This is a genomic window from Bacteroides sp. 1_1_30 (genome assembly GCF_020982715.1).
In the GTDB taxonomy this organism is placed as follows: domain Bacteria; phylum Bacteroidota; class Bacteroidia; order Bacteroidales; family Bacteroidaceae; genus Bacteroides; species Bacteroides xylanisolvens.
In genome coordinates, this window is sequence record NZ_JAJKHN010000027.1 from 1 (window position 1) to 20965 (window position 20965).

The window sequence follows — 20965 nt, forward strand, 5'->3', positions numbered from 1 at the left end:
TGGGCAAAATTGCCATCGCATTCATTTATCTAATTTTCTAAAACAAGGAATCAGAGTTCAACTACTGATTCGCATTAATACCTATCGAAAACTTTGATGTCACAAAGATAAGGCAAGATTCTCTAACACCCAATCACACATTGAAGGCATTTTTATACCATAAATGTGGTAGATAAGCAAAGTATTTCCTACATTTGCACAGTAAAAAGCTTTTTATGATGACGAAATTAAGAAAGATAATCCTCATACCTGCCCTGATCCTCGTATCTATCAGTGGTTTCTTCTCCTGCGGTGTCGACCGCTGGCCGGAGTATGCCCATCAAACTGCACTGGATACATGGATGTACGACATCATGCAACAGAACTATCTGTGGTATCAAGATCTACCTTCCTACGATGATGTGAATCTGTTTCTGGAACCTGCCTCGTTCTTATCTAAAGTGAAATCAAAAAAAGACAGCTACTCGTTTGTAGATTCTGTGATGGAGGCTCCGCTGCCTACTTATGGATTCGACTATTCACTAGTTCGAAGTGTGGATATCGATACAGCATATAACGCATTAATTACTTACGTCATTCCCGGTTCACCGGCAGAAGCAGCCGGACTGGAACGTGGAAACTGGATTATGAAAGTCGATACTTCTTACATCAGCAAGAAATATGAGACTCAATTATTACAGGGAACCCAAGCCCGGGATTTGGTGATGGGAGTATGGAAAGAAGTTCCTGTTGAGCCGGAAGAAGGGGAAGAAGTAGGAGAAGAAAAATTTGTATATAAGGTAGTACCTAATGACATAACATTAAAACTACCTGCTGCACGATCCATTGAGGATAATCCGGTACATAAAACCAAAATACTTACGGTAAAAGAAAACAATAGAGATATCAAAGTAGGGTATCTCATGTACAATAGCTTCACTGCCGGAACCAATAGTGATCCAGACAAGTATAATAACGAACTGCGACAAATCTCACAAGAGTTCAAGACAGCAGGCGTGAAATATGTTATACTTGACCTACGTTACAACGCCGGTGGTTCATTGGATTGCGTTCAGTTATTAGGTACAATTCTGACTTCAGAAGTACGATTAAATAAGCCGATGGCCTATCTGGAATATAATAATAAAAACAGGGACAAGGATGCTACCATCAACTTTGATAGTGAGATATTAAAGAGCGGTGTTAATTTAGACCTGCCCGCCCTATTCGCTATCACAAGCAGTACAACAGCCGGAGCACCGGAAATGTTAATCAGGAGCCTATTCCTGAAAGACAGCTATCCTGTTGTAACCATCGGTGGTGTCACCAAAGGACAAAATGTAGCAACAGAACAATTCATTAATGAAGAATTTCTGTGGTCAATCAATCCGGTAGTCTGCACTGTTTATGATTCCAACCACGATGCCGGAGGAGCTCTCTCCCCTGCAACAGATCTTAAAATTAGTGAAACGACTATTGGTGGAGTTACTAATTACAGTGAGTTTCTGCCATTCGGTGATCCTAACGAAAGAATGTTAAAAGTAGCCATCGGTGTTATTGACGGAAGTTATCCACCAAAGGACGAGGAAACCGAAGAGACGACAAAAGCACAATTCAAGATAGAGAAAAGCGTAATAAGTCCGGCTAGTAGACGTTTTAGTAGTAACGGATTACAATTAAAATAAGAAAGGATGAAAAAAGTAGCTATTTTATTGCTGGCAATACTGACATTCAGTTGTTCGGATGATGACGAAAAGGGTACAGAAGAGGATAAAGGGCAATGGGCTATGATTTTCAATGAATCCGTCGAGAACGATTCAAAACCTGTAAATAAGACAGAGAAGTTTATGTTCGATGGCGAGCGCCTGATTCAACATATTATAAAACAACGTTATTTCGAAGAAGAAATCAGTAACGAAGTAAACTTGAGCTACTCTGATAATCAGGTAACAGTTACCACTGACTATCTCACTTTAGTATATACATTAAATAGCGAAGGCTATGCCAGTCAATGTGTATACAGTTTGTCTTCACAAAATCGTATTTATCAATTTTCTTACTCTGCAGAAGGATACTTAACCGGAATTGTCGAGAATATCGACAATAGAGAATATTCATCAACATCACTTACATACGAGAACGGAGATATAACCTCTATCAGTTCCAAGATGAACGGCCTTGAAAACAAGTTCATTTATGAACCGGGAGAAGAAAGTTCTACATACCATTTGCCCTGCCTCGGTTTATTGGAGATACACCCTCTGACATTCCATATTGAAGCTCTTTACGCAGGGTTATTGGGTAAGGACCCGCGCCATTTCACCATACGCAGTTGTCCTGCAGGAAGTAACGACGAAAAGACAGTCTATTCGTATGGGTTTGATAAAAAAGGAAATCCATCCAGAATGATTTGTCAGACGACCTATGCCGGAGGACAGGCCAGCTATTATCCATACACACGCAACATTTCGATTTCTTTCGAATAATCTTTCATTCCGAACATCGAATTCTCTTTTAAAGTAGCATAATCACTCTATTTCTGTCAAGAGCAGAATTATAGATTCTTAACCTATAAAGCCCCTTTTCATACCTCAACTTTGTTTATTCCGAAACAAAGGCTCTGATTTTACCTAACAAAGGCTCTAATTTCTCCTAACGCAGCGTTTAATGAGTCGTAACGCACCGTCTAATTTTTATAAAGCTACGGTATAAAACACGTTAATCTCTGGTTTCATCCCTTTTATAAACCGGGATAAAGCTCACGACTCCCAAGGATACAACAAAAAAGGAGAAAGCTTCCGCTCCCTCCTTCTATCGTAGTTTAACCTCAATCTATTTTATGATTCTGTACCAAAGATACAACATTGAAAAGCCAAAGTCAAGTATTCCCGGTTTTATTTCTTGAAAAACTTATCGAAGAACAGAATCTGATAATCAATGGAGTTATTCCAATACTGCCCTGTATGTCCTCCCGGGCGGGTAATAAAATCATGATCGATCTTTCTTTCCAACAGGCGGTTATGCAAATCCTTGTTCACATTCAGGAAGAAATCATCTTCTCCACAATCGACAATAATAGCCAAATCGCCATTCTCTATCTTATCAATCTGATTGATAACGGTGTGATTATCCCATACCTCCTTATTCGATTCATATTCTCCCAACTGTTTAGCCATGTCCCAGTTTTTCGGGAACGGGCGAATATCCATCCCTCCGCTTGTACTTCCACTGGCACCAAACATATCTTTATGACGGATTGCATTCCACATCGCTCCATGTCCACCCATACTCAATCCGGTGATGGCGCGTCCCTTACGGTCGGCAATCGTCTTGTAATGTTCGTCGATATACTTCACCAGTTCCGACGAGATAAAAGTTTCATAGCGGAAAGACGGGTTGACCGGACTATCCCAGTACCAACTGGTCTTTCCGTCCGGACAAACGAATATGATTCCTTTTTCATCCGCAATTTGGGGAAGATTCGGTTTAATATCAATCCATGTTTTAGCATTTCCACCATAACCGTGCAACAAATAAATAGTAGGACAAGCCACCGATTTCTTTCCTGATGCAGCATCCGGCGTAACAACGACCACTTGCACTTCCTTATTCATGGAAGGACTTTTAATTAACAAGGTATCTACTTTGGCAGCAAAAGAGGGAGCTACCCAAATTAAAAGAAGAGCAATTAATAGATTTTTTTTCTTTTCCATTGTGTGTTATAAATAGTTAGATATAATTATTCCTCTGGCTCTGCAGCAGGATTAAATTTAGCAACCGGCATTTCAAAGGTTTTATGACACTGTTTACAGGTATAGTTCCAGTGGTTGTCTCCCGGGGGAATGACCATTAATGCAGAAATGATAGCAGCCCCCATAGCACGCCAACGCTTTCCTTTTCTCAAAACCAACTGGATGTCCGATGAACCGCAGTACGGACAAAGCGTCAACTCTTCCGGCCAACTATCGTTATCCTTCAACACTTGGACAGCATTCTCGTAGTCTTCATCTGCCACCAATATATCCACCCCTGCAATACTACTTACGCAACTTTTATACAAAGTAGAGAAATTCTCATTGTGCAGAATAGACTCGATGCCTTCATTCTCCAATGCTCCCTGAAGGATATGTGCCTTCATCGCATCATTACAAGTGATCAATTTTACAGTCTTCATAAGGAATCTGTTTTAATATGTCCCACAAAAATAAGATATAAAAATGAAATGTGAAACAAAACCCGACTAACTTTATCAGCAGGTAAAACGAACCAAATCAGAAGTGATTCTATTTTTATTCACGGAAGGTATCATTATTTAATACTTTTTTCGTACTTTCGCAGCGACAATTGGCAATCACATGAAAAAACTATTGACACTGCTACTATTTTCCAACATCCTGCTTTCCCTGTTACAGGCCCAACCTGTACATCAAATAAAGGGAACGGTGATTGAGAAAAACAGCCGTCAGCCATTAGAATTCATTAACGTAATGGTTCTTGGGCTGAATAAAGGTGGTGTCACCAATGCGGAAGGTCATTTCACCATCGAACAAGTGCCTCCCGGCATCTACCGTCTGCAAGCGACAGCCATCGGCTACAAGAGTGTCACTACTCCCGAATATATCTTATCTACCAAAGACCTGAACATTTCGATAGAAATGGAAGAGAATCTGACCGAACTCGCAGGAATAACCGTCACCGCTTCTCCTTTCCGGCGCGATCTGGAAAGTCCGGTCAGCCTGCGTATCATCGGATTGCAGGAAATAGAAAAGAGTCCGGGAGCCAATCGGGACATTTCGCGTATTGTTCAGTCTTATCCGGGAGTTGCCTTCTCTCCTATCGGCTACCGCAATGACTTGATTGTACGCGGTGGTTCTCCTTCTGAAAACCGTTTCTATCTGGACGGAGTGGAAATACCCAATATCAATCACTTCAGCACGCAAGGAGCATCCGGCGGTCCGGTGGGAATCCTTAATGCCGACCTGATCCGTGAAGTAAATTTCTATACAGGTGCTTTTCCCACTGACAGAGGAAACGCGCTTAGCTCCGTGCTTGATTTCAAATTGCGCGACGGAGACATGGAGCATAACTCACTAAAAGCTACCCTCGGAGCATCCGAGGTCTCTCTGGCCTCCAACGGACATATTGGAAAAAAGACCTCGTATCTGGTATCCGTGCGTCAATCTTATCTGCAATTCCTGTTTGATATGCTCGACCTGCCTTTCCTGCCGACTTTCACCGATGCGCAATTCAAGTTGAAAACCCGGTTCAACGAACAGAACGAACTGACGGTATTGGGGCTTGGAGGAATCGACAATATGCGATTGAACACGAAAGCAGATAGCGAGGACAATGAATATATCCTTAGTTACCTGCCAAAAATCAAGCAGGAAACGTTTACCTTAGGTGCTGTATATCGTCACTATGCAGGGCCGCATGTGCAATCGGTGGTAGTCAGTCACAGTTATCTGAACAACCGCAATACTAAATACCGGCAGAATGATGAAAGCATTCCGGAGAATCTGATGCTCCGCCTCCGTTCTACCGAACAGGAAACGAAGTTCCGCTTCGAAAACAATTCTTCTTTCCGCAACTGGAAAGTCAATCTCGGAGTGAATCTGGATTATAGTCAATATACCAATACCACCTTTCAAAAGGCATATACCAATCAGGCACAAACGTTTGATTACCATACCTATTTGGGAATGATGCGTTGGGGACTTTTCGGCACTATCAGCTACTCTTCGATGGACGAACGTTTCACAGCTTCCTTGGGATTGAGAGCTGATGCCAACAATTATTCGTCGGCCATGAAGTCACTCTCCGACCAGCTTTCTCCCCGCATATCGCTTTCCTACCAACTTGCCGAGCACTGGTTCGTTAGCGGAAATGCAGGACTTTATTATCAGTTGCCTCCTTACACGGCACTCGGTTTTAAAGATAATAACGGAATGTATGCCAACAAATACAATCTCCGCTATATGAAAGTCAGCCAGGAAAGTCTGGGCATTAGTTGGCGCAAAGGAGATACGTTCGAAGTCTCCGTCGAAGGATTCTATAAAGACTATGACAAAATTCCGCTCTCCGTTGTAGACGGGATTCCTCTTACCTGCAAAGGAAATGACTATGGAGTGATTGGCAATGAATTGCTGACTTCTACCGCTCAAGGACGTTCGTATGGCGCGGAGATTCTGGTAAAGTGGCTGATCGCCAAGAAACTGAATCTGGCTTCCTCCTTCACCATCTTTAAAAGTGAATACCGCAACGACAAAGAGAGCGAATACATTGCATCTGCATGGGACAACCGATATATTTTCAATTTACGGGGAACTTACAATCTGCCCCACCAATGGAGTGTCGGCATGAAAGTCAGTTGCATCGGCGGTGCTCCTTATACCCCATACGATGAAGAAAAATCATCTTTGGTATCCGCCTGGGATGCACAAGGCAAAGCATATTACGACTATTCAAAATATAATAAGGAACGTCTTCCGACCTTTGCACAAGTAGACCTCCGTATCGACAAGACATTTTATCTGAAACATTGCATGCTGGGATTCTATCTTGATTTGCAGAATATCACAGCCAGCAAACTGAAACAGCAGGATGTGCTGATGAGCACCGGCATCATCGAGAATCCGGAAGCTCCTACCGACAGCCAACACTATAAAATGAAACGCCTCAAACAATCGAGCGGGACTTTGCTCCCCACATTAGGCATAACATTTGAATATTAATTTATACATAAAACATCAAACTAGAAAAGAATATGAAAAGAAAAATTGCAATGATTGCCTTTGTATTATTAGGCATGGGAATGACAGCTTCTGCACAATTCGGCAAGAAGATTAATTTAGGAAAAGCTTTACAAGCAGGTAAAGATGTAGTATCAGCCGTTACATTATCTGATGCGGACATTGCTAATATGAGTAAGGAATATATGGCATGGATGGACACTCATAATCCATTGACAAAACCTGATACTGAATATGGCAAACGTCTGGAGAAACTGACGGGACATATCAAAGAAGTGGACGGACTGAAACTTAACTTTGGCGTATATGAAGTAATAGACGTAAACGCCTTTGCCTGCGGTGACGGTAGTGTACGTATCTGCGCCGGTCTGATGGATGTTATGACGGACGAAGAAGTAATGGCAGTGGTAGGTCATGAAATCGGTCATGTGGTTCACACAGATTCCAAAGACGCTATGAAAAATGCCTACCTACGTTCAGCTGTGAAGAACGCGGCAGGTGCAGCCAACGACAAAGTAGCCAAACTGACAGACTCCGAACTGGGAGCCATGGCAGAAGCTCTTGCCGGTGCACAATTCTCACAAAAGCAAGAAAATGAAGCCGATGATTATGGTGTTGAATTCTGCGTAAAAAACGGCATCGACCCTTATGCAATGGCAAATGCCTTGAGTAAATTGGCAGAACTTGCAAAAGATGCTCCTAAAGCATCCTATGCACAAAGAATGTTCTCTTCACATCCGGACACTCAAAAACGCATTGAACGTACAAAAGCCAAAGCAGACAGCTACGCTAAGAAGTAAAGAGTTTATCTAATATATAAGGAAGAGTTCAAAACTTCCTGTTGATTTTTATTAAGGCACGGATTACACAGATTAACACAGTTCTTATTTAATTGAAACTGTGAAATCAGCGTAATCCGTGCCTCAATTATATTATTATGATTACACAAAAAAGACAACACGATTATTAAATTTTCATTAATATATTACACATATTTGCATAGTGTCCCGATTTCTTGTAATTTCGACCCTATAACCATTTAAATCCATTTATGGAATTTCTTATCATACTTTTCTTACTTATACTGAATGGCATTTTTGCCATGTATGAAATTGCGTTGGTATCATCCAGCAAAGCACGTCTTGAAACACTTGTCGCAAAAGGTAACAAATCAGCCCGAGGAGTTTTAAAACAATTGGAAGAACCGGAAAAGTTCTTGTCTACCATTCAGATTGGTATCACGCTGATCGGTATCGTATCCGGTGCGTATGGTGGTGTGGCTATTGCCGACGACCTCGTTCCTTTCTTTTCCCTCATTCCGGGCGCAGAAGCTTATGCACGCAACCTGGCAATGATTACTACCGTAGCAATCATTACCTATCTTTCTCTGATTATCGGAGAGCTAGTACCCAAATCTATCGCTCTTAGTAATCCGGAGCGATACGCCACTTTGTTCAGCCCGGTCATGATTCTGCTGACGAAGGTTTCTTATCCTTTTGTGTGGTTGCTAAGCGTCTCTACCCGGTTACTGAACAAACTTATCGGTCTGAAAAGCGAAGAACGCCCCATGACACAAGAGGAAATCAAAATGATCCTGCATCAAAGTTCGGAGCAGGGTGTGATTGACAAAGAGGAAACGGAAATGATACGCGACGTATTCCGTTTCTCTGATAAACGCGCCAACGAACTGATGACACATCGCAGAGATCTTATTATCCTTCATCCCGATGATACACAGGAAAAAGTGATGAAGATTATCGAAGAAGAACATTACAGCAAATATCTATTGGTAGACGAACGGAAAGATGAGATTATCGGTGTGGTTTCCGTAAAGGATATTATCCTGATGGTAGGCAACAAAAAGGTGTTTAACCTGCGCGAAATTGCCCGTCCTCCCCTCTTTATTCCGGAAAGTTTGTATGCAAATAAAGTTTTAGAGCTATTTAAGAAGAACAAAAACAAGTTCGGAGTTGTTGTTAACGAGTATGGCAGCACAGAAGGCATTATCACACTGCACGACCTGACCGAAAGTATCTTCGGAGACATCCTTGAAGAGGATGAAATGGAAGAAGAAGAAATCGTCACAAGGCAGGATGGTTCAATGCTGGTGGAAGCTTCAATGAATATCGACGACTTCATGGAGGAAATGGGTATCCTATCCTACGAAGATCTGGAATCGGAAGACTTCACCACTCTGGGTGGATTGGCCATGTTCCTGATTGGTCGCATCCCGAAAGCAGGAGATATCTTCACCTACAAGAATCTGCAATTCGAAGTGGTGGACATGGACCGCGGACGAGTAGACAAACTGCTTGTCATCAAACGGGACGAGGAACAGGAATAGGATAGCAAAAAACGAGCAATAGCTCACTATAATTATATTAACTTAAAGCACTTAATGATGAAAAAAGTAATTATGTTAGCAGCAGTCGTAGCTGCTTTGGCATCATGCCAATCAAAAGCAAACAAAGCCGCAGAGGCACAAGCAGACAGTCTAGCTATTGCTATGACTCCGATTACCGAATTGACTGAAGTTTATGAAGGTACTCTTCCTGCTGCCGACGGTCCGGGTATTGACTATGTACTGACCTTAAATGCTGCAACTGACGGTGTAGATACAGTGTACACACTGGATATGACTTACCTCGACGCTGAAGGTCAAGGACAAAACAAGACTTTCACTTCGAAAGGAAAACAAGAGACTGTACACAAGGTTGTGAACAAAAAACCTGTTACTGCTGTTAAGTTAACTCCGAAAGATGGTGAAGCTCCGATGTATTTCGTGGTTGTTAACGACACCACTCTTCGTTTGGTGAACGATAGCTTGCAAGAAGCTGTCAGCAATTTGAATTATGACATCATCAAGGTAAAATAATAAATAAGCCTAACCCTAACCAGTAAAAAAAGCTCTGTATAGAACCTTCGTTCTTGCAGAGCTTTTCCTTTTTTACACTATCACCTATTCTAATCGGACTATTCACTTTATTAGTTCTACCGATACTTTGATATTACCGTATTCATAAGCCCGGAAATACTGTTATCCCAATACCCCGTGTCCTTCTTGCAGACGTTTCAGCCTCAACAAGGCTTCGATATAATAATAATCTGCATAAATAATAGAAGCATCTATTTCAGAATGAGCGGGCCAGTGTCCTACACTATGCAACAGAAATGACGGTTTGCTTTTACCACTCTGATAACTGTCAGAGTTCAGGCTTGCCAGCATTTCGATAGCTGCATCTTTATAACGTTTTCCGGTTCCATTCGGGAGGTAAGTGGATAGTTCAAGCAAAGCAGAGGCCACCACTGCCGCAGCAGAAGCGTCACGGGGAGCATCCGGTATTCCCGGTGCACTGAAATCCCAATAAGGAACTTTATCTTCCGGCAGGCGTTCGAGGTAAACATCTGTCACTTTCTGTGCGAAATCAAGATACTTAGGATCTTTCGTTTCACGATAGACTACAGTATATCCGTAGATTGCCCATGCTTGACCACGCGCCCACATGGTACTGTCTGCATAGCCCTGATGGGTTACTCCTTTTATCAGATTACCTGTGATGGTATCATAGACTGCTACATGGTAGGATGTATAATCGGGACGGAACTGGCATTTCATCGTTTTATCAGCATGAGAAACGGCAATATCATATAAATAAGGATTTCCACCATTCTTCGCTGCCCAGAAAAGCATTTCGAGGTTAATCATGTTATCCATGATGGTATTGTGCGGCCAGTTGCGGGGTTCCACTTCACGAGGCCATGAAAGGATGGTTCCTACGATGGGATTGAACAGAGTAGCCAACGTATCAGCTGTATCAAGAATCACTTGTTTGTAAGCCGGATTCTTGGTCAGGCGGTAACCATTTCCGTAGCTACAGAACACGAGGAAGCCCAAATCATGGTCGAAAGCCGGAGTCTTGGAAAGGAACTCCAGAGAGTTCGTGAACTTCTCCGCTTCTTCCTGAATCTGTTTATCTTTCGTATATTCGTAATCATACCACAATACTCCGGGCCAGAAACCGGCACACCATTCTTCCTTCGTCGCTTTCCGACAATTCCAATGATGTTCGTCAGTCATGATATTACGTGGCATCATTGTATAGTCGATGCCGGAGTCAGTTTTCAGTTCCGCAAGCGTACGTTGTGTCTGCTCTGCACAATAGTCCAATGCCTTATTCACATCCAATGTACCGGACGGCTGATGAGCACACGTACAGAAACCTAACATCACAGCCAAACCTACTACAATCTTTTTCATCTTAATCTGATATCTTCGAGTTAATTCTTAATCTTTATTTCTCTTTGTCAATTATTGATTGGTCAATTACTTATTCATCCGAAACCAATCGACATCTGCCCATCCCCGATTGCCTTCATTCGGAGTCACACAGAATAATCCGACTTTGGCTCCAATCCATTTGCCTTGACGGGCTGTGAAAGTCTCTCCCACTGTCGTATATTTCTTCCCGTCCAGACTATAAGCAAATGTACAAACGGCTCCTTTCCGAACCTTTACCTGTAAATACACTGTTTGCCATTCATTATCTGCTACTCCCGGCATCTTTAGATATTTTACCGGAATGTTTGCCAATTCTTTTATCCGTTCGGGATTTTGCTGTTCCGCATCCTTACAAACTGCCTGTTGCAGAATAAACTGATCCCCCGCCTTGCGAATAGAAAGATAACTATAATCCCATCCCATCACAATAATTCCGGTTTGTTCTCCATCCTGCTTGGCAGTAAATGTCAGCTTGGTCGTAGCTGTAAATTCTTCAGCCGGGAACTTTTGCATCAACAGATTAGGAACTTCCCAGAAGTTCACAAACTCTTTCGAAAGGCTGCCTGCATAAAGACGGATAAATCCCAAATCGGTAGTAAAACCGTAAGTGTCTTTTTTATTGGCATGCCATTGCCATTGTAATCCCAAATGCCGGGTATTGAATTCGTCACTCTCCGGCGGAGTAGCGATCGGATAGGTCTTTCCCACATTCGGTTTCTTATAAGTCGTTACAGGTTCACCGCAACCGTCTTTATCCTTGTCCACTCCGATTACAGGCCAGTCATTTACCCACATCATCGGATTCAGATGAATCACACGTCCGTAAGCGCCTTTATCTTGAAAATGGACGAACCAAGATTCTCCTGTATTGGTGTCTACCCAGCCCCCCTGATGAGGTCCGTTTATCGTTGTCTTTCCTTGTGCCATCACGATTTTCGATTCGTAAGGGCCATAGATGTTTTTTGAGCGAAGTACCAATTGCCAACCGGTTGCTACCCCTCCTGCCGGAGCAAAAATATAATAGTATCCGTTGCGTTTATAGAGCTTCGGTCCTTCTACGGTATGATTCTTTCCATCATTTCCGTCGAACACCATCACCGGATCGGAAATAACTTCTGTTCCTTCCGCATTCAGTTCGCAAATGACGAGGATACTGTTCACCCCACTACGACTTCCGGCATAAGCATGTATCAAATATACTTTTCCGTCTTCGTCCCACAAAGGAGTTGCATCAATCATTCCTTTCCCTGCTTTCACTAATACAGGTTTGCTCCATTTTCCTTTCGGGTCTTTGGTTTTAATCATATAGATTCCATAATCCGGATCCCCCCAGTAAATATAAAATTCTCCGTTATGAAAACGAATGGCCGGTGCCCATACGCCTTTACCATGCTGTGCCTTATCGAAGAAAGGTTCCGGCTCCTGAACCGGTAACGCATAGTTTACTAACGACCAATTAACCAAATCATTGGAATGAAGAATAGGAATTCCGGGAATACAATTAAAGCTGGATGCTGTCATATAGAAATCATCTCCGGCCGCACAGATATCCGGGTCTGAATAGTCAGCATGAAGAACCGGGTTCTGATAAGTTCCATTCCCCTTATCAGCCACCCAGGTCTTAGAAATTTCTTGTGCGCCTGCCAATGAACTGCAAGCCATCATTCCTGCTAAAAACAGAATCTTTTTACGCATATACCTTACTAATCAATTTCATTCAAAACTAGATTCGTTATTCCTAAAAACAGGTTCTTTCTACCTTATATAAAAACCAAACACTTTTAAAACTGAATCCTATCTCTGATTTCAAAACAATCTATTTACTGACCTATTTACTTATATATACGAAAGGGATTAGGTAAATACCTAATCCCTTTCCAACTTTTTTCTATTTATCCAAGATTATTGTAAAACAATCATGCTATATTACCAACAGCTTTTTCTTTACTCTTTTGCAAACATCAGGGTTCCGAAACCTAATTGGTCATAACCGCCGCTATTAGGCCCATAATCACCTGCCCCACCATCGGAATTACCGCGTGATGCATTTTCACGCATTTTATCAACCCACATCTTAGCATAGATGCTTGATTTACCATAATCCTGCGCCAAACGGTTCACCAGCTCCCATGCAGGACGCACTTCACCACGTGAATCCTTTCCTTCTCTTCTTTCCTGTGCAGAAATGGTATCCCAGCTTCCACTACAATTTGTATAAGTAGTATAAGGCAGATCATTATCTGTATATCTGAAACCGGTCATCTTCCAACTGGCACTTGAACTACCGGTTTCAGCACCACCGATATTGTATTTAGCTACATATTCACACATAGCCAATGCACGTCCGTCATCAAAGATGAAAAGGTCTTCACCTACATTCTTTGCCATCTGACAGAAAGCACCCAGCAGACTGACACACAAGGTAGCATGTCCTTGATCACGACCTGATTCCTGACATTGTCCCAGCATTTCATTACTATCCGGATCTAAATGTATGAAAGGAACGCCATTTCCTATATTTCCCGAACCAATACCAAATTTGAAATATTGGATAGCTTCATTGATTTTAAAGTTATCATCCGCCAAAATACCGATAGAAAGTAAAGCTGTCATCGCAGATAAATCCCAGTTGAGCCAATAATGAAGCGCACATTCATTTCCATTGTGCGTAGACAGGAATTTTGTGATATGAGGATAAAAGACATCTGCAATCCATGCTTTAAACTTAACGAAATCAGCTTCCTGCCATCCTGGATAAGAACGCATAATCTCCGCTGCATTTGCTATTTGATGTACCTGAATAAAAATCAAGAACTCGTTCGGATCTATAAATTCACCTTTATCATTCACGATAAATCCTGTACATGTTTTAGCCCAGTCATTCAAAATAGCAACAGCAGCATCTGCATACTGTGCACCGTCAGTCTCCGACAATTTCCATCGAAGGGCCAATTGATAGGCTGCGGCAGCGTCCTTCATCAACTTCGTGTAGTTATTCCAGTCATTGGGATATTTGCCTGCCCAATTATTTTGATCGAGACGCGCCAATAATTTCACCGGAGAAGCCTTATAATTTGATTGTGACAAGCTATTCCCACTACGACTTAAATGATCGAACGCATTTTTCCAAGGTTGCGCACCGGCTTGCACTTTTCCTTTTACAAACTCAAAATCCGTTTCTGTATGAAGCATACAAGGATGCTCCAAAGTCGTAACATAATCCTTCACTTCCGGCCAACTACTCATATCATTAGAGCCGTCTTCTATTTCGCTACATGCTAAAAGCGTGGTAGAAGTCAGGGCAAAAAGCCCTGCTCCTATTATTGTATATAATTTCATCTTATTCATGGTAGTTATTCGTTAGTATTGTTTTCACTATCTACAAAAGCTTGAAGTTCCTCTATGGATTTGAAAGAACGAATCCAGTAAAGATCATAAGTCTGAGCAGTTTCCGGGAAATCGGCAATTACAAACTTACATTGCACTAAATCAAAGACCTGATTCCAATCTGTAGGAGTCACAGTTTTATATTTTGACTGTAAGTCGTAATACAAGACATTTGGCTCCGTAGTCGAAATCTCACTTGCACCCAGAATCTCGTATCTATTATTAGCATCTCCGCCTGTTCCAAAATATTCAGGACCGATTTTCTTAATACCATCATCAAAGATCTCTAATTTAATACAACCATTGGGTTTGTTCTTTCCTGGAACCAATTGAGATTTAAATCCTACCTTAATGGCAAAATATCTATAATCAGCAGGAGTTACATTTACAATTTTTCCTTTACCACTTCTTGCAAGCCATAAGTCACCACGGTATCCGGAGCCCATCTGAACAGTAGTCTTATTTCCGTCAGATGAAACAACAGACGCATTGTTGCCATCCAAATACCAATTATTATCCAGTCCGTTACCCAAACCATTACCTAATGAATACCAGAAACGTCCATCGGCAACTGTGACAGTTACATTTTGTACAACAGGGCCATAAGAAGCTGTTATCACAGCAGAAGCGGTCTTAGTAGTATGTACTTTCAATTTACCAGTCTTATCCACACTAATCACCTCCGGATTATCACTCGCCCAAGTCAGCAGCGAAGCAGTAGCATCTACCGGTTCCAATGTGTACTTAATCTGATATTCCTGTCCATATCCCAATTGATTAAGTTCCGTATCTTCAGTAAACGTCATTCCGGTAATTGGAGTTACTATCTTAACCCCTATCTCGCAACTTGCAGACACCGGATTCGAACTGAAATCATCAGCCGTTACTATAATAGTCGCATCCCCTTTGCTGATTCCGGTCACCAAACCTGTCTTTTCATCCACCGTAGCCACTTCCGGGTTACTACTTGTCCATTTATAACGCTTGAACGTAGTAGTTGCCGGTTCCGAAGAAACAGTTAATTGATATTCATCGCCTGCCGCAATCTCCTCTGCTGGAACATTAGTTATATTGATGGCTGACATATAGGTATACTCGTCCATAACTTCAACTGTTCTAGTGATGATCGTAGCTTCCGGACCGAAACCGATTTCCGGCGTTAATGTAATAATAGCTTTTCCTGCTTTATCCTTAGTCACGACCTTACCTTCCCGTGTAACAGCAACAATAGATTCATCCGACGAAGTCCATTGCACATTAGCATTGGTTGCATTTTCAGGTGCAATACTCCAAGAGAGTTGCAGTTCTTTGTTCTTCAGCAGACAAATTGTTTTATTCCCTGCATCATATTGAGTTTCGTTAAGAGTAATGGTGGATACTGTAATCATTTCGTCCATCTTTCCTCCTAAATCCTTATCATCATCACATGAAGTCAGACCTAAAAACGAACAAGCCGCCAGTCCAACAAAATATTTTATATAATCTCTTTTCATGATTCTTATTCTTTAAGTTATTCAGACTTGATTATTGCCATCCCGGATTCTGTCCCAAGTTCGGATTCAACTGACACTGATCTACCGGAAGCGGATACAGGTCATTTTTACTACCCCAGCGCCGACTATTTTCCAAGATCAAACAGCCATCGGAATCTTTTGCCATATTAGAAGCGCCAGCCCATGAAGTCGCAAAATCAGTTCCTGTCCATTTCACTCCTAGAATAGGTTTAGGCATCTCTACAATAGCAGTATTCCAACGCTTCAAATCATCAACTCGGAAACCTTCATTGTACAATTCGATGGTACGTTCACGACGGATTTCCTCTCGCATATTCAAACTGTTTTCTGAAGCAAAAGACGTAGTCAGTTTAGGCATATCCGGGTTTACACGGAGACGAACCAAATTCAACGAGATATTCAAAGCATCATCCAAAGCTTTGCCGGTGGTTCCCAACTCATACATAGCTTCGGCATAATTCAATAAAACTTCTGCATAACGAATAATCGGGAAATCGTAACCTTCAAATGTATCGGCCACCTTACGTTCCGTACCCCATTTTTGGTTTTGATAACCGGAACCTTGGAATACATTACATGTAATGGCATTGGTCGCATCTTCCCCATCCATACCTTTCCAATCAATACGCGGTTTGTCGTTATCCCAATATTTAGTGCCATGAGCCAGAAGACAGTTCTTCATGCGATTATCACGATTTTCAAATTCCGTAGTCAGACCTCCATAACCTTTAAAGACGTCAGCACTCTTGGTATAGTCAATAGGTAGCCCATTGCTACAAAGATACATATTCACAAATTTACGGTTAATATATTGCACGTTCGCTACACAACCATGTGTAATATTAGTCCCGATCGGAGCAATCGTTTCATCATGACGGCGATAGAATATATATTCTTTATTGGCACTCTTAGTCAGATTCGCAGGATTAGACTGTACATTCTCTAAAATGAACAGGTATTTATAAGCCATCTCTCCCAATGCTGCTGGTTTGAATAGCTCGAATTGCTTACTGTCGATAACTTTTTTCGCCGCATCCGCTGCAATACTCAACAATGCTTTGCCACGTTCTTCATTATTGCGGTTTTGTTGCCATGTGCCTTCATATAAAGCGACACGTGAAAGGAATGCATAAGCTCCCCATTTTGAAATACGTCCTTCTTCATCCGTCGCAATAATTTCCGGCAATACTTCAGCCGCATCCTTCAAATCCTGAATCACGAAGTCAATCACTTCGCTACGGTCATTGCGGCTCATGCGTAACTCGGGTGAAGTAATATCCAGCGGTTCTTTAGTGATAATCACATCTCCGAACAACTGCACCAAATCAAAGTAAGAATAAGCACGGAAAAACTTGGCTTCCGCTACATAGCGGCTGATATCACCGTTACCGGAAAAAGACGCTGCTTTTTGTAGCAACAAATTGCAACGGCGAATATGGGCATAATTACTCGTATAGTTACCGTCTGAAGTAGGAATCGGATTGCTACCGTTACTGTACATATTTACAGAACTGGAAGTCATCAAGTCCGAACGCCAGTCAGAATGTGCACCATCAGAAATAACAGACTTGAAATCACGGGTCCAACCATAGAAATTAGTTGCAAAATATTTAAAATCATCTGCCGCCCCCCATAAGTTGCCATCTGCCAGTTGGTCCTGCGGATCAAGATCCAGACACGAATTCAGTGTCAGACCAAGCGATAAAATTAAAAGAGCTTTCTTATATAGTTTCATATTCTTCATACATTAAAAAGTTAGATTTAATCCGAAAGTCACTGTACGGACAAAGGGGAAACGTCCTGCTGCTGATACCTTACGGCTAGCCTCCGGATCCCATCCGTCGTTAATCTTAGAATATTCCCAAAGATCAGCACCTGCTACATATATACGACAAGAACTAATTGCTTTCGTTTTAGCCAAAAAGGCAGAAGGAACATTGTATCCCAATGTCACATTTTTCAGACGAATGTAAGAACCATCTTCCACTGACCAGGAAGAAGCCTGATAGTTGTAGTCATTGATTTCATTCTTATTACTATATGTCGGATAATAAGCGCCCCGGTTCTCCGGACTCCACGTGTTACCTACCGATTGATTCGAAGTGTTCAGATATAATGCTTTCATCGGTATACGCCAAATCTCATTACCGTTATTATCTCCCGTACGGAAGATTGTACGTTGAGCAGCACCCTGGAAAACTAGTGATAAATCAAATCCCTTCCATTCTGCTCCTACATTAAAAGAGAAAGAGATTTTCGGATCATCTGTACCTAAATAAACAATATCATTCTGATCCAGTTTGCCGTCATTATTTACGTCAGCATACATATTATCTCCCAAACGGAAGTTTTGTTCTGTCAGTCCGATAGTATTACCAGTCAGGAAGCGATATAGATATTTTTGACGTTCTTCTTCTGTCTGTGCTTTGCCGGCATAACGCAAACCAAAAATACTATTCAACGGATAACCTTGCTGTTTATCAACAAAACCGGATTTCAGAACTGAAACTGCACCAATATCCGTCAGTTTATTCGTATTGAAAGAATAAGTACCTCCTATATGATAAGTGAAGTCTTTTCCAATCTTATCAGACCAGTTTACCATGACTTCCCATCCATGTGATCTGAATTTTCCATTGTTTGACATACCTGCGTTATCACCCAGAACTCCCGGATAAGAAACATTAATCAACATATTATCATTACGTTTCATGTACACTTCGGCAGTACCTGTCAGACGAGAATTAAACAAAGAGAAATCCAATCCTAAGTTATAATTCTTAATGCGTTCCCATTCACGTCCCAGAGAAGCGATTTTACCATTCGTATCTATGATAGTGCCTTTGTTAGGACCGATATAAGCTCCGCTTTGAGATTCAAATTTATAGAACTGCGTACCATCGTAACGATCAATACCACTTTGGTTACCAACTTCACCATAAGAAAGACGGATTTTCAAATCATTCAACCATTTGATGTTCTTCATAAACGCCTCTTCCGTAATACGCCATCCACCGGATATTCCATAAAAGAAGTCCCAGCGATTTTCCGGTTTAAACTTGGAAGAACCATCATAACGCATATTTACTTCCAATAAGTATTTTGACTTATAGTTATAGTTTAAACGAGAATAGTAGGACATCACAGCCTCATGCCACTTCGTACCATGTTTGTCTGTCAGATTTACCAGACCTGCCCCATTTACAGTTTCCAACGAGTTCTGTATATCTTTCACCGATACACCAAAATAATCATATTCTTTCAATTCATATTGAGCACCAACCATTGCACTTACATTATGATGCTGCGCAAATGTATTGTGATAATCAACATAACCTGCCATAGAATAGAAGTCTGTACGTGAACTTGTTTTCTCGTAAGACGACTCTTCCTGTTTGTAACCGTCGGCCTTGGTGTTTATCTTGGTTCCCGCATAATTATAAGAAGTAATAGCCATCTTCTTTATATCACGTGAAGCTACTCCGGAGTTATAACCGAGATTTGCTACTACATCCAGATGTTTATTAATATTGTAAGTGAATTTCTCACTGATATTAATTTCAGATACTTTCAGTTTATTATCTCCACCCAATTCGGCAAACCAAATCGGTGACAACCAAGTTCCCCACGAATAAGGTTTTCCATCAATCGTAGAAGCCGGAAGTCCCGGTTGCGGATAACTGGAAGTCAATGTTCTATTCAGTTGTGAAGGAGCCACCTGATCCTGGCGGTTATAGGCTATCACAGATTCAATAGAAAAGTTATCAAAGACTTTCAGTTTATTAGTCAAACGAAGATTGAAACGCTGATTGTTATTATTTCCCCACTTCAAGTTACTGTCATCATACATATACCCTACGGACAAGCGATATAAATTCTTTTCTGTACCTCCAGAAACAGCTAAGTCATGTTGCGTAGAATAAGAATTGCCGAACAACACATCTTGCCAGTTGGTATCCATGAACACGAAATCCATTACATCTGAATAGCTGGGAGCAAAAGGATTTGCACTGTGGTCCAAATCAATGTATTTACCTTCATTAGCCAATGCCATTTTCGCATATTTCACCCATGAGTAAGAATCCGGCTGACCATCGTTCTGACAAGTCTGTAACACTGCATTTGCCCACTCGTTCATAGTCATCAGCTCCGGCTGCAATCCCACCATCTTGTAAGTGTATGAACCGCTATATTCTATTCTCGCTTTTCCTTCCTTTGCCTGCTTAGTGGTTACCAATACCACACCACCTGCAGCCCGGGAACCATAAATAGCAGCCGATGCATCTTTCAGAAAATTGATAGACTGAATATCAGAAGGGTTGATATTACGCAGTGCATTTACACCATCATAAGCAACTCCGTCAATAACGATCAATGGCTCCGCATTATTTGCAGAAACAGAACCACGCAATTTCAAGCCCCAGCTCTCATCTCCCGGAGCTGCCGAATTGCGAGTGATCGTAACACCCGGAACCTGACCTTGCATTGCCTGTAACGGACTTGACATCGTTCCTTTATTCTTCAACATTTTATCAGATACCACTGTTACAGCACCAGTCAATGTCTCCTTCCTTTGTGAACCGTATCCCACTACCACAACTTCGTCCAACACTTCGCTATCTTCCTGCAATTTTACATTTATCACAGTTTGTGCAGCCACATCTATAATTTGATCCTTATAACCAATATAGCTGAATTTCAACTTAGCTCCAGCAGGTACACCAATCGTATAATTTCCGTCGATATCCGTAATAGTTCCTTCTGTTCCTCCTATTACAGTAATATTCACACCAATCAATGGTTCGCCTATTGCATCAACGACTTGACCTTTCACTTTCTTTTGAGCCTGTGCCACTACTTGACTATCTTTCATGTTTGTATCGGCCCACGCCTTTGAAACAGGACAAAGTCCCAGCATTAATCCTAACGCAAACACTGCTGTTTTGTTAGGTCGCGAATTAAATATTAATCCTCTTCGTTTCATAAAATTAAATTTGAGGTTTAAAAATAGTATTAAATTTTTGTTCTCTAAAATAAGGTGAGGCATACAAGTA

The 20965-nt window shown here is 41.6% G+C and carries 14 protein-coding genes; 6 read left to right on the forward strand and 8 right to left on the reverse strand.

The annotated features are described in order from the left end of the window. Positions 1-215 precede the first annotated feature (215 nt). Positions 216-1664 (forward strand): S41 family peptidase, encoded by a 1449-nt coding sequence (locus tag LPH68_RS09910; protein ID WP_117684422.1) that lies wholly within the window; start codon positions 216-218, stop codon positions 1662-1664. A 6-nt stretch (positions 1665-1670) separates the two neighbouring features. After that, the gene (locus LPH68_RS09915) at positions 1671-2465 is read left to right on the forward strand and encodes a DUF4595 domain-containing protein (RefSeq protein ID WP_117684424.1); all 795 of its coding nucleotides are present in this window, start codon (positions 1671-1673) and stop codon (positions 2463-2465) included. Between the two features lie 408 nt (positions 2466-2873). Here LPH68_RS09915 and LPH68_RS09920 read toward each other — a convergent pair whose 3' ends face one another. Both LPH68_RS09920 and LPH68_RS09925 read right to left on the reverse strand, forming a co-directional pair. After that, complete coding sequence (locus tag LPH68_RS09920) at positions 2874-3692, reverse strand: alpha/beta hydrolase family protein (protein WP_151923681.1); 819 nt, start codon at positions 3690-3692, stop codon at positions 2874-2876. Between the two features lie 26 nt (positions 3693-3718). Beyond that, positions 3719-4153, reverse strand: coding sequence for a DUF2007 domain-containing protein (locus LPH68_RS09925; RefSeq protein ID WP_008643234.1), 435 nt, complete (start codon positions 4151-4153; stop codon positions 3719-3721). Between the two features lie 181 nt (positions 4154-4334). On the opposite strand from LPH68_RS09925, the gene LPH68_RS09930 reads away from it, so the two are divergent. The 4 genes from LPH68_RS09930 (at position 4335) to LPH68_RS09945 (ending at position 9606) form a co-directional block, all read left to right on the forward strand. Then, positions 4335-6713, forward strand: a complete 2379-nt coding sequence (locus LPH68_RS09930; protein WP_151923680.1) for a TonB-dependent receptor — start codon at positions 4335-4337, stop codon at positions 6711-6713. A gap of 32 nt (positions 6714-6745) precedes the next feature. Next, positions 6746-7531, forward strand: a complete 786-nt coding sequence (locus LPH68_RS09935; protein WP_151923679.1) for a M48 family metallopeptidase — start codon at positions 6746-6748, stop codon at positions 7529-7531. 251 nt (positions 7532-7782) lie between these two features. Further along, positions 7783-9075, forward strand: coding sequence for a hemolysin family protein (locus LPH68_RS09940; protein WP_009040928.1), 1293 nt, complete (start codon positions 7783-7785; stop codon positions 9073-9075). A gap of 57 nt (positions 9076-9132) precedes the next feature. Next, a complete protein-coding gene (locus LPH68_RS09945; protein ID WP_009040929.1) occupies positions 9133-9606 on the forward strand; it encodes a copper resistance protein NlpE N-terminal domain-containing protein in 474 nt (157 codons plus the stop codon). Between the two features lie 162 nt (positions 9607-9768). On the opposite strand, the gene LPH68_RS09950 is transcribed toward LPH68_RS09945, so the two are convergent. The 6 genes from LPH68_RS09950 to LPH68_RS09975 all read right to left on the reverse strand — a co-directional run bounded on the left by LPH68_RS09950 (position 9769) and on the right by LPH68_RS09975 (position 20958). Next, complete coding sequence (locus LPH68_RS09950) at positions 9769-10989, reverse strand: glycoside hydrolase family 88 protein (RefSeq protein ID WP_074707721.1); 1221 nt, start codon at positions 10987-10989, stop codon at positions 9769-9771. A 66-nt stretch (positions 10990-11055) separates the two neighbouring features. After that, positions 11056-12705, reverse strand: coding sequence for a glycoside hydrolase 43 family protein (locus LPH68_RS09955; protein WP_074707724.1), 1650 nt, complete (start codon positions 12703-12705; stop codon positions 11056-11058). 249 nt (positions 12706-12954) lie between these two features. Beyond that, positions 12955-14358, reverse strand: a complete 1404-nt coding sequence (locus tag LPH68_RS09960) for an alginate lyase family protein (RefSeq protein WP_074909988.1) — start codon at positions 14356-14358, stop codon at positions 12955-12957. Positions 14359-14363: 5 nt separating this feature from the next. Then, positions 14364-15890 carry an Ig-like domain-containing protein gene (locus LPH68_RS09965; protein ID WP_074707729.1) on the reverse strand — a complete coding sequence of 509 codons (1527 nt, stop codon included), beginning with the start codon at positions 15888-15890 and terminating at the stop codon, positions 14364-14366. 31 nt (positions 15891-15921) lie between these two features. Next, positions 15922-17655, reverse strand: coding sequence for a RagB/SusD family nutrient uptake outer membrane protein (locus LPH68_RS09970; RefSeq protein ID WP_151923678.1), 1734 nt, complete (start codon positions 17653-17655; stop codon positions 15922-15924). 3 nt (positions 17656-17658) lie between these two features. Further along, on the reverse strand, positions 17659-20958 hold the full coding sequence (locus LPH68_RS09975) for a TonB-dependent receptor (protein ID WP_074909995.1): 3300 nt from the start codon (positions 20956-20958) through the stop codon (positions 17659-17661). Positions 20959-20965: the final 7 nt, after the last annotated feature.

What these genes read in the sequence shown, in the direction of transcription:
- LPH68_RS09910 (WP_117684422.1), top strand. Translation starts at nt 216, where the DNA reads ATGATGACGAAATTAAGAAAGATAATCCTCATACCTGCCCTGATCCTC.
- LPH68_RS09915 (WP_117684424.1), top strand. Translation starts at nt 1,671, where the DNA reads ATGAAAAAAGTAGCTATTTTATTGCTGGCAATACTGACATTCAGTTGT.
- LPH68_RS09920 (WP_151923681.1), bottom strand. Translation starts at nt 3,692, where the DNA reads ATGGAAAAGAAAAAAAATCTATTAATTGCTCTTCTTTTAATTTGGGTA.
- LPH68_RS09925 (WP_008643234.1), bottom strand. Translation starts at nt 4,153, where the DNA reads ATGAAGACTGTAAAATTGATCACTTGTAATGATGCGATGAAGGCACAT.
- LPH68_RS09930 (WP_151923680.1), top strand. Translation starts at nt 4,335, where the DNA reads ATGAAAAAACTATTGACACTGCTACTATTTTCCAACATCCTGCTTTCC.
- LPH68_RS09935 (WP_151923679.1), top strand. Translation starts at nt 6,746, where the DNA reads ATGAAAAGAAAAATTGCAATGATTGCCTTTGTATTATTAGGCATGGGA.
- LPH68_RS09940 (WP_009040928.1), top strand. Translation starts at nt 7,783, where the DNA reads ATGGAATTTCTTATCATACTTTTCTTACTTATACTGAATGGCATTTTT.
- LPH68_RS09945 (WP_009040929.1), top strand. Translation starts at nt 9,133, where the DNA reads ATGAAAAAAGTAATTATGTTAGCAGCAGTCGTAGCTGCTTTGGCATCA.
- LPH68_RS09950 (WP_074707721.1), bottom strand. Translation starts at nt 10,989, where the DNA reads ATGAAAAAGATTGTAGTAGGTTTGGCTGTGATGTTAGGTTTCTGTACG.
- LPH68_RS09955 (WP_074707724.1), bottom strand. Translation starts at nt 12,705, where the DNA reads ATGCGTAAAAAGATTCTGTTTTTAGCAGGAATGATGGCTTGCAGTTCA.
- LPH68_RS09960 (WP_074909988.1), bottom strand. Translation starts at nt 14,358, where the DNA reads ATGAATAAGATGAAATTATATACAATAATAGGAGCAGGGCTTTTTGCC.
- LPH68_RS09965 (WP_074707729.1), bottom strand. Translation starts at nt 15,890, where the DNA reads ATGAAAAGAGATTATATAAAATATTTTGTTGGACTGGCGGCTTGTTCG.
- LPH68_RS09970 (WP_151923678.1), bottom strand. Translation starts at nt 17,655, where the DNA reads ATGAAGAATATGAAACTATATAAGAAAGCTCTTTTAATTTTATCGCTT.
- LPH68_RS09975 (WP_074909995.1), bottom strand. Translation starts at nt 20,958, where the DNA reads ATGCCTCACCTTATTTTAGAGAACAAAAATTTAATACTATTTTTAAAC.